The organism is Frankia sp. AvcI1 (assembly GCF_001420875.1).
In the GTDB taxonomy this organism is placed as follows: Bacteria; Actinomycetota; Actinomycetes; order Frankiales; family Frankiaceae; genus Frankia; species Frankia alni.
This window is the reverse complement of sequence record NZ_LJFZ01000003.1, coordinates 100016-116967: the sequence shown is the minus strand read 5'-3', so window position 1 is coordinate 116967 and position 16952 is coordinate 100016. Positions and strand designations below refer to the sequence as shown.

The window sequence follows — 16952 nt, the reverse complement described above, 5'->3', positions numbered from 1 at the left end:
CAGGTGCGTGCGCATGATTCTACCGAAATTCCTCGGTCAGCACACCTGGACCAGGTGATGGCCGCGGATTTTGTCAGGACAGGACCCGTTGGACGGCTTCNAGGCTTGATCCACCGTCGGAGTTGAAGGCGATCCTGGCGGCCGGCGCGCCGCTGTGAATGAGGTTGACCACGGTCTCGAAAAACTCCAGCAGCGGCTCGGGCTTGCGAATACCGCCGCCGATGACAATGACATCCCATGCTTGGCCGACAACCGCTCGCTTGATCCGGTCCACGGCCGACTCGTCGAGTGGGACGAGGAGTTGCTCGACCAGACAGCCAGCCGCCTGGACGCGCTCAAGGCCGTGCGCGAGACCGCGCGCAATCGCCTCGGCGTCGACACCCGGCAGTGCGTTGGGGTCAAAACCGACGATCAGAACGCGAGTGACAGCCACCTCCGCAGGATAAGGGGGACGCATACGAGCGATCCACCTCCGCAGGCACCGGCCGGAGGCCGTAAGAGAGCTGTCGCGCAGCGGTCGGCGTGGCTGCCCTCCTCGGCCCGAGCGGCTCCAGATCTGGGATCAGGCCGTCGATGTCGCGACTATCCTGCAGCCGTCCGGCCTGTCTCGGCCATCATCGAGGCAACCCCGATGGCCCGCGGTTCCACCGACAGCGCCGAGGGTGGCCCTGCCTTTCGCAGGTGCCGCCCAGGCCAGGCCCCCGATAAGGAGTCGTGATGGGCTTCTATGACGACCAGGTGCTGCCCCGCATCGTCGATCTCGTCCTCGGCCGGCCGATGGAGAAGGCCAGGGCGCGTGTCACGGCCGGCCTGTCCGGTGAGGTCCTGGAGATCGGCTTCGGGTCGGGACGCAATCTCGCGTACCTTCCGGCGGGAGTCACCCGCCTGCTCGCGGTCGAGCCCGCCTCCGTGGGGCGCACGCTCGCCGCCTCCCGCATCGCCGCCGCACCCGTCACGGTCGAGTTCATCGGCGACGACGGTCAGGCGCTGCAGCTTCCCGACGCGTCGGTCGACCACGTCCTGACCACCTGGACACTGTGCACCATCCCCGACACCGAACGGGCACTGCGCGAAATCCATCGCGTACTGCGGCCCGGCGGCACACTGCACTTCACCGAGCACGGCCGCTCACCCCGGCCCACCGTCGCCCGCTGGCAGGACCGGATCACACCCGCCTGGAGCAGGATCGCCGGAGGCTGCCGCCTCAACCGCCGGATCGACGACCTGGTCGAGAAGGCCGGACTGGCGCTGGAGTCGGCCANCACCTTTCCGATGCGCGGCACAGCCCAACTCGGCTTCGCCTACGAGGGCATCGCGTCGAAACCGGCCTGATGCTGTCACTCCTACTCGGACGCCGCCGGACAACGGCACACCCGCTTCGATCCCACCCCNGCGACGGTGCTTGACCGGGCCGTCTCCTCGATCACTCCACCCTCCGGGCTCTCGTCCGCGCCGAGGGCCGCCATTCCCAGGCCATCCACACCGTGCCGGAGGTCTGCGCGTGGTCGGTCANCCAGTCGTCCGCATTATCTGTCACGTTTTTGGACAGCGATACNTATCCAGGACGCGTTGACGCTCCAGCTGTGACCTNCAACCATGATTTCCGACTTGTCAGCGCGATACGGGGGACAATGACAATCATGCGCATAAATTCTCGTCGGCGTTGCCGCGAACTCGCGGCACTGAAGGCCATGCGGCCGGTCATGGCGGTCTTCGTGGCGGCGGCAGTGCTCCTGGGTGTCGGTCTGGCGGGAACCGCGCAGGCGGCGTCCGGCCTTACGTTCAAGAATCTGGCTACCAGTTTCTGTCTCGACAGCAACGATGTGGGCGAGGTCTACACGCTGGGCTGCAACGGTGGGGACTTCCAGGAATGGACGGTCGGCACCACCGAGTTCGCTACGGCGGTCACCTTCCGAGATGCGNCCACCGGCCGTTGCCTCGACAGCGATGCCGCGAGGCGCGTGTACACTCTGGCCTGCAACGTGGGCAGCTACCAGAAGTGGCAGGTCACCCGCAACGACTATGGGACGTACTCGTTCCGCAATCTGGCGACGGGTTTCTGCCTCGATTCCAACGCTTCCCGACAGGTGTACACGCTCGACTGCAACGACGGCAGCTACCAGAAATGGGCCTGAGCCCGCCCCCGGGCGAGTACTGCCCTGATTGACGGAAGGCTCGGGCTGCCCGGCGGTGAGCTACGTTCGCCGTCGGGCAGCTGTCGCGGATCTGGCCCGGGTGGCCGCGACGGCAGGGACGGGCCGGGACCCGCACCTACCGTCACCGCCCGTGTCAGGTGTGCGGTTCCATCTGCCACCTCCGTCATCCGACCTGCCGACATCGAGTGAACCCGGGGCGACCGGGCAACGGTCGGGCGTGGGCCGGGCTGATGCCGGGCGTGGGCCGGGTGACGCTCGGGCACCCGCCCGAGGGCATCACGCTGCATAGTCGACCGACGCCGCAGCACACGGCGTAGGCAGAGTCCGACGGAGCATGTCGTCGATCTGATCAAGGTCAGCGACGTTGTCGAGGTGCAGCGACTCGCCGGCGATCGCACTGACGGCCACGACGCCGTCACCCTCCTCGCCGGTCGAGCCGTCTGGCTCCCCTCAGACTCCGTGGTGGACGTAGCAGGCCCACCTGGCGGGGTGGGCGAGCAGGCTGTCCGGCAGCGCCNCCAGATGGGGTTCCAGCCCCTGGCGGACGGCGTCGGNGGGGGCGATCAGGTCCAGTTGGGCGAGCCGGAGCGCCTGCGCGACGGGGTGACCTCGATGCAGGTGGAAGTGCAGACGGTAGGTCAGGATCGCGGCGGGCGCGTGGTCGACCGGCCACCGGGTGGCGACGACGCCGGTGGCGCCGGCGGCGAGCAGCGCGGTGGCGACGGTCAGCGACTCGTCGAAGTGCAGGCTGGTGGTGTCGGTCAGGCAGGCGTCCGTGATGATCAGGCCGCCGGGCGCGTCCGGGGGACGGCTGCGGGCCTGGGCGAGGATCCTGGTCAGCGGCAGCCAGCCGTCGGCCGTCAGCAGCGCCGGCTCCGGCGGGCGGCCTTCGGCACCAGCGGCGGACGCGCTGCCGTGGATGGACAGGTGCAGCAGTGACGCACCGGGCTGCTCGTCCCCGGGCAGCGCGCCGAGCACGGCCGCGGTGTCGGCCAGACCGCTCGGATCGCGCTTGAGCCCGTACATCTCGGCGCCCGGGTACTGCCGCTGTCGGAGCTGCCTGGCCAGCCGCCGCGCGAACGGGAACTCGCCGGTCGGATCGGTGACGAACACCACCCGGCGGCCCAGTTCCTGCCTGGGCCGGCGCGCGGTCTGGGCCAGCAGCCGGGCGGATGCCTCGTAGCTGAGCACCAGGTCGTGCACGGCGTAGCGCCGTCCGCCGGCGACGTCCGGGTCGGGCTTCCACGCCGCGGCGAACGGGACGGCGGCCAGCGTGCCGACGGGCACCAGCCCGACGCGCGGCTCCCGGCCGAGACGCCAGGTTCGGGTGTGCTCGACGAGCGGCCCGACGATGGTGTCGTACGCCCAACGGCCGAGGTCCTCCAGCGCGTCGGCCCAGGCTGGTCCGCCGGGCGAGGTCAGGAAGAACTCGCGGCGCCCGCTCGCCTGCGCGAGGTCCACCGCGGCACGGAACGCGCGAAGGTAGCGGTCCAGCGGGGTGTCGGGGCCGACGTCGACGCCGGCCAGCTCCAGCACCGTCGCCTCGCCGAACAGCGGCCGCAGCACGATCGCCCGCGCCCGGACACCGCCAGCCCCAGCTCCGACGCCACCACCAGCGCCAGGTTCGGCGCCGGCNCCGGCGCCGGCGNCATCCTCCGCCGGGGTGTCAGCCGCGGCCGGCGGGATGAGGTAGATGACGGCGTCCAGCGATGTTCTCGCCAGCGCCACCTGGATCTCGTTCGCCGACGGCGTGGACAGCGGGCCGATTCGGTGCTCGAGCTCCCACAGACCGTCGAGGGCTGCCAGCCGTCCCTCGGTGCCACCGCTGCGCCAGGCGTCGGCGAGATCATCGCGTCCGGCGGTCCGCAGGAGATGCTCCAGGTCACCGGCGAGCGCGGTGCTGGACAGCACGAGGGCGCGGCCCGCCTCGGCGATGCGCACAGCGGCATCGGGCCGGTCGTCGGCGAGGCTCCAGCCGACGGCGCGGGCCACGATGTCGTTCGCCCGGCTCGCCGCGGCCGCACTCTGCGCCGGGTCGGCGACGACCATCACCAGCCGGGACAGCTCCCGCAGCGCCGCCGACGCGGTGCGCTGCGCGTCCAGCCAGCCCTCCGGGCGCACCTCCCGCTCGTAGAGCTCCCGGTAGCAGCGGGCCAACGTCTCGAGGAGATCCGCTCGGCGCAGCGTCGGCTCGGCGTGCGCGCTGACCGCCAGCGCCCGGCCGATGTGCTCGACGGCGTCCACCAGCGTCCGCACCAGGACCCGGTCGTCGGCGTCGGCGGCGTCGACAGCGGCGTCGTCGACAGCGGCGGCGACAGCATCGGCGGCGACAGCATCGGCGACCTCGACGGCGCTCGCGGTCGCGTCGCACCGGGACACCGCCGCCGAGGAGTCGGCTTCCGCCTGCCAGTAGAGCTCGGCGAGGCAGCAGCCGAGGGTCGCGTTCGACTCGATCCGCAGCTCGGCGTCGGCGAGGCCGGTGCCCAACGCGGCGTGCAGGTCCGTCGCTGCGGCCCGCAGCAGATCGGGCTGGGGCCGGTCACCCGCTCCGGAGGTCCCCGCCAGGCGGCCGCCGGGCTGGCGCGGCCCCAGGACCCGCCTGGCGAGCGCCAACCCGCGCCGGGCGAAGAGCTCGCTGTCGTTCCCCGACAGCGGCGCCGCGGCCGGGGTTGCCGCCGGCATCGGTGACGGCGTCCGTCCGGCGGACCGTTGCTCGACGGCCTGGTCGAGCATGGCCGCGAACGGCCCGCCCTGCCGCAGCATCGTCAGCATCTCGCGCGCCAGCCCCAGCCCCGCGAGCTCGTCGGACGTGCCCGCGCCGAGGAGACTGGCCAGACCGGCGAACGCGTCGGAATCGCGGTCCACCTGCCCGACGGCCGCCGGATCGGCGGCGAGGAGCTTCTCCAGCCGGGCGGACACCCGCAGCGCCACATCCACGGCGGCCCGGTCCCGATGGCCGACTGACTCGGCCAGCGCCCACACGTACACCTGACGGGCCGGCCCGTACCACGCGACAGCCAGGTCCCCGTCCGGCAGCATCCGCTCGGCGTCGACGCAGGGTGACGGGAGGGGTGCGGCCGCCGCGGTCCGGGCGGCAGCGGGCCCGCGCTGCCAGGTCTGGAGGCTGCGCGCCGCGCCGATCGCGACGGCGAGGATGACCGCGCCCCGGGAGTCGGCCGGGTCGAGCGCCTGCTGCGCTTCGAGCAGGGCGGCCTGCGCCCGGTCGACGGGCCCGATGGTCTGCCGGCTGCCGACGGCGGTGACGAGCAGGGCCACCAGATGCCCGACCGCGGACGCGGACGCGCTGCCGCGCACGGCCCGGACCGCCTCCACGCCGGCGTCGATGGCCTCCGACAGCACCTGCGGCGAGTCCGTCACCCGCGCCCGCAGACCCAGCATGCGGGCGAGTTCGGCCAGCACCAGAGCGTGCGTCGGATCGCCGGCGGCGAGGCCGCGGCGGACGACCCGCAGCATCTCGATCGCGGCGGTGATGTCCTCGGGCCGCCGGCTCGCGGACGCCCGCCGCGCGAGTTCCTCGGCCCGTGGGTGGCTGCCCCCGACCTCGTCCAGCAGCGCCGCGGCGACGGCGTCGCCACCCCGGCCCGGCCGAATCGGGTCGGCCGGCGAGGGCGACCCAGCGGGCGACGGCGACTCGACGAGGGACGGCGAATCCTCGAGCGAGATCGACGATGGCGCCGGACCCAGTGGAGGCGACGGGGCGGACGGCGCCGACGCGGCCGAAGCGGGGGGCGGGGCCGGCGCGGGCGGCGGCGACGGGGCCGGAGNGGGNGAGGGCGCGGGGGGTCGAGGTGGGGCGGATCGCAGGCGGGCGACGACGTCGCGTGCCAGACGGAGATCCGCCGTTGCGCGGTCACAGGCGTCCCGCAGGGTCTGGGCCATCCCGCCGAACATCGGCGGCGGGGAGGCAAGATGTCCGCGCACCTGCTCGAGTCGCCGGATCGTGTCGTCGTACCAGGACACCGGACGACCATCGACACCGTCCCGGATGTCGATCTGCACCCGGCTGACGATGAGTCCGGCGAGCAGCACGTTCGTCATCCCGGCCATCGGCGCGGGCACCGCCATCAGCGACTGATGGTCCACACCCTCCAGATCGGCGATGGCGGTGTCGAGCTCGGCGGCGCTGGGCCAGTCCACCGGCTGGCCGCCGCCGTCGACCTCCGTGGCCCGCACGATCCGGAACATCAGCAGGAACGCCCGGGTGAGAACGGACTGCCCGTCGTCCAGCCCGACCGTGTCCGCATGAGCGAGGACCTCGTTCAGGTAGGCCGTACCGGCCTGTCGCGTCGCCTCACTGCCCAGACCGGACGCATCGGAGACCTTCGCCAGCCGCTCGGCGGCCTGCACCACCGGTTCGTACTCGCCGGGAGCGATCGCGGACAGAAAACGCAGGACGTCGAACCCGCTGCGCGTCCACTGCTCGGCCTCGCGCCAGGCGGGCCAGTTCACATCCACGCCAGGCCCGAAGTCGAAGGGTGCGCCGGGCAGCCGATCGGCCGATGGCTGGACCGTCGCAGTGGGCGGAGCAACGCGCAGCCGATGGCCGAGTCGCGACAGTGCCCGGGCCCGGGCGGACGCCAGTTCCGCGGAGTGCTCGTCCGCCTCGGCCTCGGTGAGCCGCCCGACACCCTCGCGGGCGAGCTCGGGCAGCCGCGTGTCACCGGCGGGCAGGTGATCGACGAAGTCCGCGATCGCCAACCCCAGCGACAGCGCGGCCCGACCGCGGTCGGCCTCGCCCGCCTCGGCGTACATCTCACGCAGCCGGCGGACGCCCTCCTCCAGCGCGGCCAGCCTCGACGCCTCGGCGGAGGCAGCCGGGTCCGCGGGCGACGCCTGCTCGCCGGAGGGCGACGGCGCAGCCGGCGGGTCCGAGCCGGGGGGCGCGGCCGATGATGGGTCCGGGACGGGGGTGGAACCGCGCTGCGCCGCTCGGACCGGATCGACGGGAATGGAATCGACGGTGGCGCTCGACAACCGCCGCGACAGCAGGTCGATCATGTCCTTGTTGTCCTGACTCAACGGCAGCCCCGCCACCGAACCCGTCGACCAGTGCTGGCGCGCCCGGTCCAGCAGATGCTCGGCCGCCGCCCGGTCCTGCGGCTCCCGGCTGCCGGCGCCGACAGGCCCCCGGCGAACAAGCTCCAGCAGCAGCATCGCGACGAGCCAGTGCCCCACCGGCACGACGGCGACGAGACTGGCGGCCGTGGCCGGCAACGGACCGGCGGAAATCTCGGCGAACGCAGCCTCCAGCTCCTCGACGGCCCGTTCGATCTCCGCGACCGTGGGCTGCTGCCCGGGGCGGGCGGTGAGGACCTGGCAGCGATACGCCCGTGTCATCGCGATCAGAAAGCGCAGCGTGACGGTGTCGTCCTCACCNGAGTCCGTCCGCAGGCCCTCGGGCGCCAACCGCTCCAACTCGGCGAGGAGCTCGTCCTCCGCCTCCGACCACCGGCCCTGCACCATCGCGTCGGACAGGGTGGCGGACGCCGTCAGCACCGCGAACCNCCGACGGGTCGGGTCATGCGGCGGGAGATGCGCCGTGAGCGTCGGCAGGGTCCGCCGCAGCCCCTCCATGGCCGCCATCATCGACCGCAACTGGTCCGGGTCCGACGCGAAGAACTCCTCGGGTCCGAGTGCCACCGGCCATCCCTTCTGTCGACAGGACCTGCGCCGGCCGGCTTCCCGGTCGGCGGCAAGGCGTGCCCGTTGAAGCTCAGACGGACGGGCCGGGCCAGGGTGGTCCGATCCGGGTCCGCACGAGTGCCAGGCGACGGTTCAGCCAGTCCAGGCCGGGCGGCTGGTCGAGCCGGAGTGATCCCAGCGGCGAATAGCGCACCGCGTCGCCACACCGGTCGCCGAACAGCAGCACCGCCCGGCCCGTCGGCTGTCGTTTCGACGGCCACACCAACCCCGCGGGCGGCCCCTGGCCGGCCGGTCCGTCACCGTCGCGCAGCCAGTGCGCCCACAGCCGGGTGATCGGATAGTTGACGTCGTCGGTGTGGACCAGCCAGGTGTCCTGCCGGGCCGCGGCGAGGTCGGCGGCGGCCAGCAGGCTGACCAGCCACAGTGGACGCAGCGTCTCCAGCAGCACCAGCCGCCGCCCGGCCGCCACGGCGTGGGGAAGGTAGCGTTCCTCCGCCCCGAACGGGATGTCGCGCAGCAGCACCTCGCACAGCGCGGTCAGATCGTCGAAGGCGGCGTAGCAGAACGGATAGGGGCAGTCCGGGGTCGCGTCGAAGCGGCCGCCCCACCGCCCACCATGGGACTCCACCTCGCGGGCGGGCGCGCGGAACAGCGGCTGCTCGGCCTCCGGGGTGGCCGGTTTCGCGGGAGCGGTGACCCGCCACAGCAGCGTCCCCGGGGGAACCTCGTGGAACCGCGGGGCGGCCCGGTCGCCCTTGGGCGGCACGCCGGTGGGCATCAGTCCTCCGCCAGGGCCGCGGCGGCACGCAGCAGCAGGGCGTCCTGCCCCTGGCCCAGCAGCGCGGCCGGCGAGGTGTCGAGCCGGGCGTGCGGGTCGACCCACCAGCAGGTCACCCCCCACGGGTCGGCCGCGGCGCCGAGGCGCGCGTTCACCTGCCGCACGATCGGCCAGGGCCGGCCGGCCGGAGTGAACTGGAAGGCGGGCAACTGGTCTCCTCTGCGCGGGTCGCGTAGTCGGATCAGGTGGGTGTCGTCCGGGTCGCCGCCCCAGCCCCGCAGCTCCTCCGGGGCCAGCGACGGCATCGCCAGCAATCTGGACCGCACCAGCCGGTCGAACTCGTCCAGCGGCCGCTCCTCTGCCGGTCGCTCGTCCAGCGGCCGTTCGTCCGCCGGCCGTTCGTCCGCCGGCGCCGGAGCGTCCACCGGCCGCGGGCCGCCGCCGACGGACGCTCCACCGGGAGAACCGGCGGTGTCACCAGTTCCCCCGGTTGTGTCGCCGGCCGGACCACCACTGGCCGCGTCGCCGGCCGGACCGCCACCGGCCGCGTCGCCGGCCGGACCGCCGGCTTTGTCGCCAGCGGCGGGGTCACTGGCCCGCAGCAGTCGGAGGCCGGATTCCCACAGGTCACGGACGGACCTCTCGGAGCTCCCGGCCAGCATGGAGCCGGCGAGCAGGACGTCGACCACCTCATGGCCCGGCGGGAGCAGGTCCAGCAGCTCCTCGGCCAGCGCGGCACGGGCGTCGATCGGGTCGGGCTCCAGCGTGCCGTCGACGAGGCCCTGCAGCTTCGCGCGCTGTTCGGGGTCGGCGAGCGCCAGCACGTCGTCCCAGTACCTGGCCAGTACGCGCAGCAATGGATCCGACGGTTCCGGCGGATCCACCCCCGAGCCACTCATCGCGAAATTCTTTTTTCCGATCCGCGCTGGACAGAATTATTTTCCGCTCGATGTCCTCGCCGCCGGGTCATGCGCCTTGGCCTTCCGCTGCCAGAGCCTCCGCCGCGAGCAGTGCGCTGCTCCGACGCTGGACACACCGTTGACGGACGGACGGTAGGCCACCGGGCGTCGGGCCGCGACGGCGCACGGCATGCTGTCCACGAATCCTTCACTTTCTGTCCTGTTTCCCCCGGGGCCCGCGGTCACTCGGACGTCGCTCGGGCGGCGCCCCCGGGCCGACGACATCCCCTGGCGCACCGCGGTTGCGCACCAGAAACGTCGCGCTGGAATGTCGCGCCGGACCTGCGGACATGGGCCACGGCCGGCGGCATACTACGGGCAGGGCTTCGAGCATCCAGGCCGGGTTTCGGCTCCGCCCGATTCGGACAGGAAACGAACACGGNCCGGCCGGCCTGTGCCAGGGCAGGAACACGAGAACTGACAATCGGGGGAAACATCGTGGGGAATCAGAACCTCGTCGGCCACCNCTGACGCAGCCGACGCGCGACGCGGGCGGGGCGCGTGCACCGAACGGCGACGTGGTCGACCGTCCGGAGATGGTCGGCTGGCGGTCAGCCCGGACCGCCGCCACCGNCAGACGACGACATCATCTTCATTCTTCGCGCCCGCGCCGGCCTTTCGGATGCGACCGGATCATGGACACCCGGCCTGTTGCGCGTGCTACAGGCGTCGTCGCGATGTCCGGATCGCGACGACAGCCGCGGCAGGACGGTGGAGGAGGCAGCGTGCCGACTGACGGCTCCGCAGGGCGCGGAACGTCCGGCAACGACGGGTCGCGGGCCGGCCCGAGCGGACCGGGCCCTGGCCCGGACGGGCAGAGACCTGGCCCGGACGGGCAGAGACCTGGCCCGGACGGGCAGAGACCTGGCCGGGACGGGCAGGGGGAGCTCACCCAGGACGCGCTGCTGGCGGAACTGCGCCGGCTGGGCNGGGGCCGGGGGCTGAACGCGGTCAACCTGGACGGCCGGATCGGCCCGATGCTCACGCTGGTGATCCGCCGCGACGAGGGCCTCGGCTTCACGCAGCCTCCCAGCCTCAGCACGAACCCCAGCCCGAACGGGTCATCCCGGTCCGCGGCCAACCCGAACAACGGGGCCGGCCCGAACGGCTCGGGGGTCGATCGGGCCATGGTGATCCGCTGGCTGCGCCAGCGCCTCCCCCTTCTGCCGGTCGACCTCGCCGAGGCCGCGAAGGTCTTCTTCGGGGTGCATCGCGAGGCGCAGGACCGCTTTCTCGGCGAGCGGCTGGACCGACTCGGACATGAGTGGCGCTGCGACCGGCGCACCGTGCGCCGGCGGGCCGACGAGGCACTGGTGTTGATCGCCGAGGCGGCGGTCCGCGCACCCGCCACCTTCACCTCCGCCCCCGACGCGATCCCGCCCGCCCGCGCGCCCTTCGACACCGGCACGCCCTTCGACAACCGAGAAGAAATCCCGCCCTTCGCCGCCGACGCCTCCTGGTACACCGAGCGGCTGTCCGCCCTGGTGCTGNTCGACCGCGATCTGCCCGAGGTGACCGAACGGCGCACCATCGTCGCCACGGCCGACGGCGTCGAGANGGTGACGCTGGAGCTCAGCGTCCCGCCCGGCGACGACCACCGCGGGCGCGGCCGGGAGCTCGGCGCCGAGGTTCTCTACGGCGGCACCCTGCTCAGCTGGGACCAGCCGAGCCCCAGCTACTACCGGCTGCAGGTCGCCCTGCCCCGCCCGCTGCAGGCCGGCGAGCGCCACGACCTCGACATCGTCCTGCGCCTCGTGGACGGCNCTCCGATGGCACCGCACTACATGTGCGTGCCGCTGTCCCGGCTGGCCGAGTTCCAGATCCGGGTGCGGTTCTCCCGGCGGCAGGTCGCGGCCGGCGTCGAGGTCTTCGTGCTGGACGGGGTGCCGCCACGGGTCGTCGACGACTATCCGCCCCGCCAGCCGCGGCTGGCGCCGCACCGGGCCGTCGAGGTCCGCATGCTGTTTCGCGACCTGCGCCAGGGGCGCGGGTACGGCCTGCGCTGGACCGGCTGACCCGACGTCCGGCGAGCACCGGACCCGGTCCGTCAGTTCCGGATGTCACGGCGGTCGGCGCACGTCGCTGACCGTGCGACGCAACACCGGAACACCGGACCGAAGGGAACCGACATGGCCGACGTCCCGATGACGCTCATCCAGCCGTCCGGCGCGCGCACCGATGTGGAGATGCCCGACGACGTGCCCATCGGCGAGCTCATCCCCGAGTTCGTGACCGAGCTGGGTCTGCCGACGACGGGCAGCGACGGTTCCGCGGTGGTCTACCGGATTCACGCCAAGTCGCTGGGCCGGGAGCTCACCGGCACGGACACGCTGGCCAGCGCGGGGGTTCCGCAGGGCAGCCCGCTGCTGATCGCCCCGTTCGCGCTGGCCGGTGCGCGGGCATGACGCTGGCCCAGCCGCGCCGCCGGATCCCCGACCCCCGCGACCGCAACGCCCGGCTCGCCTGGCTGGACGGGTGGTGGGACCGGTCGACGGTGCACCTCGCCCGCGTCGCCGTGGTCGGCGTCGGGGCGCTCGGGAACGAGATCCTCAAGAACCTGGCGCTGCTGGACTTCCGGCAGGTGACCATCATCGACCGGGACACGGTCGAGCGGTCCAACCTGAGTCGCTCGGTGCTGTTCCGGCCGCGGCACGAGGGCCAACCGAAGGTGACCGCCGCCGCCGACACCCTCGCCGATCTCAATCCCGCGCTGCGGGTGGACGCCCTGCACGCCGACGTCGTGCACGAGACGGGGCTCGGCCACCTGCGCGGGCAGGACGTCATCCTCGCCGGGCTGGACAGCCGCCGGGTGCGCTGGTGGCTCAACCGCACCGCGCGCGCCCTCGGGGTGCCCTGGGTCGAGGGCGCCACCCAGGGTCCGCACGGTCACGCCATGGCGTTCCTGCCGGGCGCCGNCCCCTGCTACGAGTGCACTTTCACCGACCAGGACTGGCGTGCCCTGGACGACGTGGCCTCCTGCCGTCAGCTGGCGTTGGACGCGGCGGTGCGCGGCCGGGTGGCCACCTCGCCGACAGCGGCGTCCATCGTCGCCGCCGCCCAGGTGCACCTGGCCATGGACCTGCTCCACGGCCGCCCGGTGGTCGGCGGCCGATCGCTGCTGGTGAACCTGGAGGCCCCGGACCTCATGGTCAGCGGTCGACCGGAGAACCCCGCCTGCGAGGCCCACACCCGCTTCGAACCGGTGCTCGACACCGCACTGTCGGCGCGCACGGCGACGGTCGGCGATCTGCTCGCCGCCGCCGCGCCGACGGTCGGCGAGCCCGCCACGGTGGAGCTGCGCTGGGACAGCGTGTGGGAGTTCGACTGTGCCGGCTGCGGACGGACGAGCCCGGTCCGGCGGGCCCGCGGGCTGGTCCCGCACTCGACGGCGACTTGCCCGGACTGCGGCGCCGAACGCCGCCCGGTGTTCCGCCACCGGCTCGGCGCCGAGGACGCCGGCCTGTCGCTCGCCGCCGTCGGCATCCCGCCCCTGGATGTCGTCGAGGTCCGCGGGCCCGCCGGCTCGGCGTGGCTGGAGCTCGCCGGTGACCGTGCCGAGGCGGTGCCCACCGGTACCGACAGGGACAGCCACCCCTGATGGACGCCACCGCTGCCGTCGTCATCGCCATCCTGACGGTCCTGGTGGGCATCTCCGTCTTCGGCTACCAGCGCTCCCGGGCGGGACGCGGCGCGCAGCGGCCGGGCGGCCGCGTTCCGCCACCTGCCCCGTACGCACCACCACCGGGACGGCCCCTGCCACCACCGGGACGGCCCGAACCGCCGCCGGCACGGCGCGAACGACCGACGGGGCGGCGGGCGGGGTCCCGCCCGGGCAGCCGGATCCGGATCATCGACCCGGCCTCCCCGCCCGGCACCCGGCCGCCCCGGCCGAACACCGCCAGCACCACCCCCAACGTCAGCACCACACCCACCGCCAGCAGCAGCGCCGCCGGCGGCACCGGCACGCACATCCAGGTGCAGCACGGCACGCCGGGCTGTCCGGTCTGCGCCGACCCGATCACGTCCGGCGAGGCCTACGTCCGGTGCGCCGCGGGACACACCCATCACCGCGCCTGCGGGCAGTACGCCCGCGAGTGCGCGGTGCCGCACTGCGGGGCGGAGATCCGCTGACCAGCGGCCGGGCGCGGTCGGCGGTCACCACATCGACGCAACAGCACGGACTGATCGAACGGAGCAGACAGTGGAGCTGACCGCCGGGGGACAGCTGAGCCCCCGCGACCGGCGTCTCGCGGCAGACGCCCGCAAGGTGCTCGAGCTCAGCGAGAACAGCGACCTCATCGAGGCCCGGATCGTGGACGCCGGCACCGGGCGGCCGCCGGAGATCTGGGAGGTGACCTTCCGCTGCCGCGGCATCGTGGGCGCCGAGCGGGACGGGCGCCCCGTGTACGGCGACTACCACCGGGTGCGCATCGAACTCGGCCGGGAGTATCCGCGGCAGGCGCCGGGACTGCGCTGGCTGACCCCGATCCTGCATCCCAACATCGAGGGNCACGGCGCCCAGCGCGTCTGCATCGCCCAGTGGCACGTGGGCCGGACCCTCGAAACGGTCGTGCTGATGCTCGGCGAGATGGTCCAGTACAAGAACTACCACGCCGAGATGGTGCCGCCGTACCCGCTGGACAACAAGGCGGCGAAGTGGGCGCTGAAGGCGGAGCGCGCCGGCTACTTCTCCAGGTCCCGGCCCGTCGATCCGCGCCCGCTGCTGCGCCCCGACCACAGCGCCGNCCAGTCTCCGACGACGACCGCGCCGCGGGTCCGCGTCCGCTCCGCGACCACGCCGCCGATCCCGCCGACCACCCCGCGCATCCGCATCTCCCGGAGCCAGCCATGACCCGTCCTGGCCCCCCGGAACGCGACGAGATGACCGTCAGCGGCCCCTGGCCGGACGAGGACGCCGGCCCCGCGCGCCCCGCGGGCCCACCCCTCGGCACCGGCGCGGCGGGCGACGACGGGTGGACGCCCGACGCCGACCCGCCTCCTGGCACCGACCCGCCTGCTCACACAGACCCGTCCCCTCGCACCGACCCGCCCCCTCGCACCGACCTGCCTGCGCTCACCGGCCTGCCTGCGCTCACCGGCCTGCCTGCGCTCACCGGCCTGCCTCCCGACGCCGAGCCGCCTCCTCGCGCCGCGACGACGCGCGACACCGGCGCCGCGCGCGGTGGTGGGTCAGCGCGGGACATCGGGCCGATCTCACAGCAGGGCGCATCCGAGCTGCTCGGGCGCGCCTACCGGCCGCCGTCCGCGGACCGACCGCCGGATCCGGCACGGCGGCGGGTGCGGGTGCAGGCGCGCCGCAGTCCCGCCGTCCCCGCAGCCCCGGCCCCGGTCCGGCCGGCGGCCGACACCAGTTCGCCCGTCTGGAGCCTCCCGGCCGGGCGCGGCGCGCTCTACCTGACGGCCGGACCGCTGGTCACGATCAGCGATCACGCCTTCACCACCACGGACGAGGTGGGCGGCTTCCTCACCGGCNAGATCGGCGAGGACGTCGACGGGCCCTGGACGTCGGTGCGCCAGGCGCATCCGGCGCTGNAGGCCCGTGGNAACCGCGCGCGGCTGGAGATCCCGCCCGAATCCTTCGTGGACCTGCAGCACTGGCTGGAGGACCGCCCCGACCAGTGCCTGGTCGGCTGGTACCACACGCACCCCGGGCTGGGGATCTTCCTGTCCGCATACGACACGTTCCTGCACGGGAGCTTCTTCGGGCTGCCCGGGCAGGTCGCGCTCGTGGCCGATCCGAACGCGGGCCAGCTGGGCGTGTTCACCTCCGGCCCGCGCGGCGGCGCACCGACCCGGCCGTACCAGCCCGATGTTCAGATCGCGCTGCGACCGTCGACGGATGACCGGGCACCCGTCCGCCTCGGCCAGGTCCGACGCCCGCAGCCCGGCGGCGGCCCGCCGTACGGGGGCGGCCGGCCGTACGGGGGCGGCCGGCCGTACGGGGGCGGCAGCCACGCGCGGGGCGTCCGCGACGCAGGGTCGCAACGTCACCCGACGTCGCCCGACGGCACCGCCGAACCGCCCGAGCCGCACCCGGCCCGGGTGCACCCCGCATCCCTCGACCCGCTGGTCCCGGCGGACCCATCCGGCCCGGCCAGGTCGGACACGCCCGGCCCCGCGGCACCCGGCCCCGCGGCACACGGCCCCGCGACCCACGGTTCCGCGGCCCACGGCTCCGCAGAGATCGCCGCCGAGCAGGGGCGTCCGCGGGGTGTCCGACGACGGCCTCGGCTACGCCGCCGAAACGCACCGGCCGGGCGACGCCGGCTCGGCCTGCCTACCCGGTCCGCCCGGCCCGTCGCGCCCTACCCCGACGAAGCCGACCGTGGTGCGCCCGGTTCCGCGGCACCGGCCGGTCCGGATCGGCTCGTCGGCGCGCGCTCCCGCCGCTGGCGCTGGGAGTGGACGGTGCTGGCAGCCGCCGTCCTCACCCTCCTGCTGCTCGCCTACGTCACCTACCGGGCCTACTCCCGATTCGGGGACGGCGCGGACGACTCGTTCTCGCCCCGGTCCCCCACGCCGCCGCCCGCCGCCTGCCACCCGTCGCGCGCGCACCCGTTCGAGGACCAGGCCGGCACCCCGTCGGACGCCTGCTCCCTGTACTGACCCTGTGCACGCCGGCTCGACCACCGGGCCGAGGCCCGGCAGCCCGGCGCCCGCGCGGCGCCCGCCCCGCCGTCGGAGGTCCCGTCGTGACGACCCATCACACCGCCGGAACCGCCTCGTGCGCGACCACCGCGGCGTCGGCCGACAGCGCCGCACCCACCGCCGAACTCGACGGACGGGAGCACCTGCGCATCGTCTGCTGTGAGCTCGGCATGTGCGAGCACCNGCACGCGGCCGAACGGTATCGACGCACCTGGGGCGTGGCCGTGCGGCTCGCCGACGGCGACCGGGAGGTCGCCGCAGAGGCCATCGGCGAGCTCTACCCGCGGCTGGAGCGGACGTTCCAGAACGGCCCGGCGCGGCACGAGGCCAACCTGCGCGCCTTCGGCCTGCGGGCCCTGCGCCACGCCGTCGTCGACGAGTTTCGCGCCCGCCGGCGCACGTGGAACGTCGAGGACCGGGAGGTCCTCCCGGACGAGCTACCCGAGGACGCGGCCGGCCGCGGAACCGTGCCCGACCCGGCCGACCAGGCCCGCGGGAACGACCCGGCGCTCGACGCGGCCTGCCTCGACGAGCTCACCCGCCTGATGTTCACCGCCGCCGGGCCGCGGTGCCCGCGTCACGCCGGCGGCTGCCCGCATCCCGAGCAGGTGTTCTCGATCGCGTTCGGCACCGTCACCGCGGCGGGGCTGGCCGACGAGTACCCGCCCCGGACAGCCAGGCGGCTGGTCGCCGCGGTGGCCGCGCCGACCAGTTTCCCCCTCGACG

At 74.0% G+C, this 16952-nt stretch carries 5 protein-coding genes and 4 pseudogenes; 7 read left to right on the top strand and 2 right to left on the bottom strand.

The features are described 5' to 3' along the window. Nucleotides 1–717: 717 nt before the first annotated feature. The 4 genes and pseudogenes from UK94_RS04230 to UK94_RS39325 all read left to right on the top strand — a co-directional run. A pseudogene (locus tag UK94_RS04230) lies at nt 718–1261 on the top strand (class I SAM-dependent methyltransferase); the annotation flags it as partial. A 1-nt stretch (nt 1262) separates the two neighbouring features. Further along, a pseudogene (locus UK94_RS39335) lies at nt 1263–1332 on the top strand (SAM-dependent methyltransferase); the annotation flags it as partial. A gap of 299 nt (nt 1333–1631) precedes the next feature. Beyond that, nucleotides 1632–1922 (top strand): annotated as a pseudogene (locus UK94_RS39330) (hypothetical protein); the annotation flags it as partial. 1 nt (nt 1923) lies between these two features. Then, the coding region (locus tag UK94_RS39325) for an RICIN domain-containing protein (RefSeq protein ID WP_235486451.1) at nt 1924–2135 on the top strand (212 nt) is incomplete at its 5' end. Between the two features lie 5755 nt (nt 2136–7890). Here the strand turns inward: UK94_RS39325 and UK94_RS04215 are convergent. Continuing rightward, entirely contained in the window at nt 7891–8598 is a 708-nt protein-coding gene (locus UK94_RS04215; protein WP_041938791.1) for an RES family NAD+ phosphorylase, read from the bottom strand. After that, nucleotides 8598–9497: a hypothetical protein gene (locus UK94_RS04210; RefSeq protein WP_011602093.1), complete on the bottom strand. Its 900-nt coding sequence runs from the start codon at nt 9495–9497 to the stop codon at nt 8598–8600. The genes UK94_RS04215 and UK94_RS04210 overlap by 1 nt, the downstream gene beginning before the upstream one ends. Nucleotides 9498–11686: 2189 nt before the next feature. Here UK94_RS04210 and UK94_RS04200 point away from each other — a divergent pair. The 3 genes and pseudogenes from UK94_RS04200 to UK94_RS39310 all read left to right on the top strand — a co-directional run. Further along, nucleotides 11687–11962 (top strand): EsaB/YukD family protein, encoded by a 276-nt coding sequence (locus UK94_RS04200; RefSeq protein WP_055748809.1) that lies wholly within the window; start codon nt 11687–11689, stop codon nt 11960–11962. Between the two features lie 1192 nt (nt 11963–13154). Continuing rightward, on the top strand, nt 13155–13688 hold the full coding sequence (locus tag UK94_RS72785; RefSeq protein ID WP_055748807.1) for a hypothetical protein: 534 nt from the start codon (nt 13155–13157) through the stop codon (nt 13686–13688). A gap of 1434 nt (nt 13689–15122) precedes the next feature. Further along, nucleotides 15123–16184: pseudogene (locus UK94_RS39310) on the top strand (hypothetical protein); the annotation flags it as partial. Nucleotides 16185–16952 lie beyond the last annotated feature (768 nt).

Coding starts and splice junctions, on each gene's coding strand:
- UK94_RS04215 (WP_041938791.1), bottom strand. CDS start 8,598: ATGCCCACCGGCGTGCCGCCCAAGGGCGACCGGGCCGCCCCGCGGTTC.
- UK94_RS04210 (WP_011602093.1), bottom strand. CDS start 9,497: ATGAGTGGCTCGGGGGTGGATCCGCCGGAACCGTCGGATCCATTGCTG.
- UK94_RS04200 (WP_055748809.1), top strand. CDS start 11,687: ATGGCCGACGTCCCGATGACGCTCATCCAGCCGTCCGGCGCGCGCACC.
- UK94_RS72785 (WP_055748807.1), top strand. CDS start 13,155: ATGGACGCCACCGCTGCCGTCGTCATCGCCATCCTGACGGTCCTGGTG.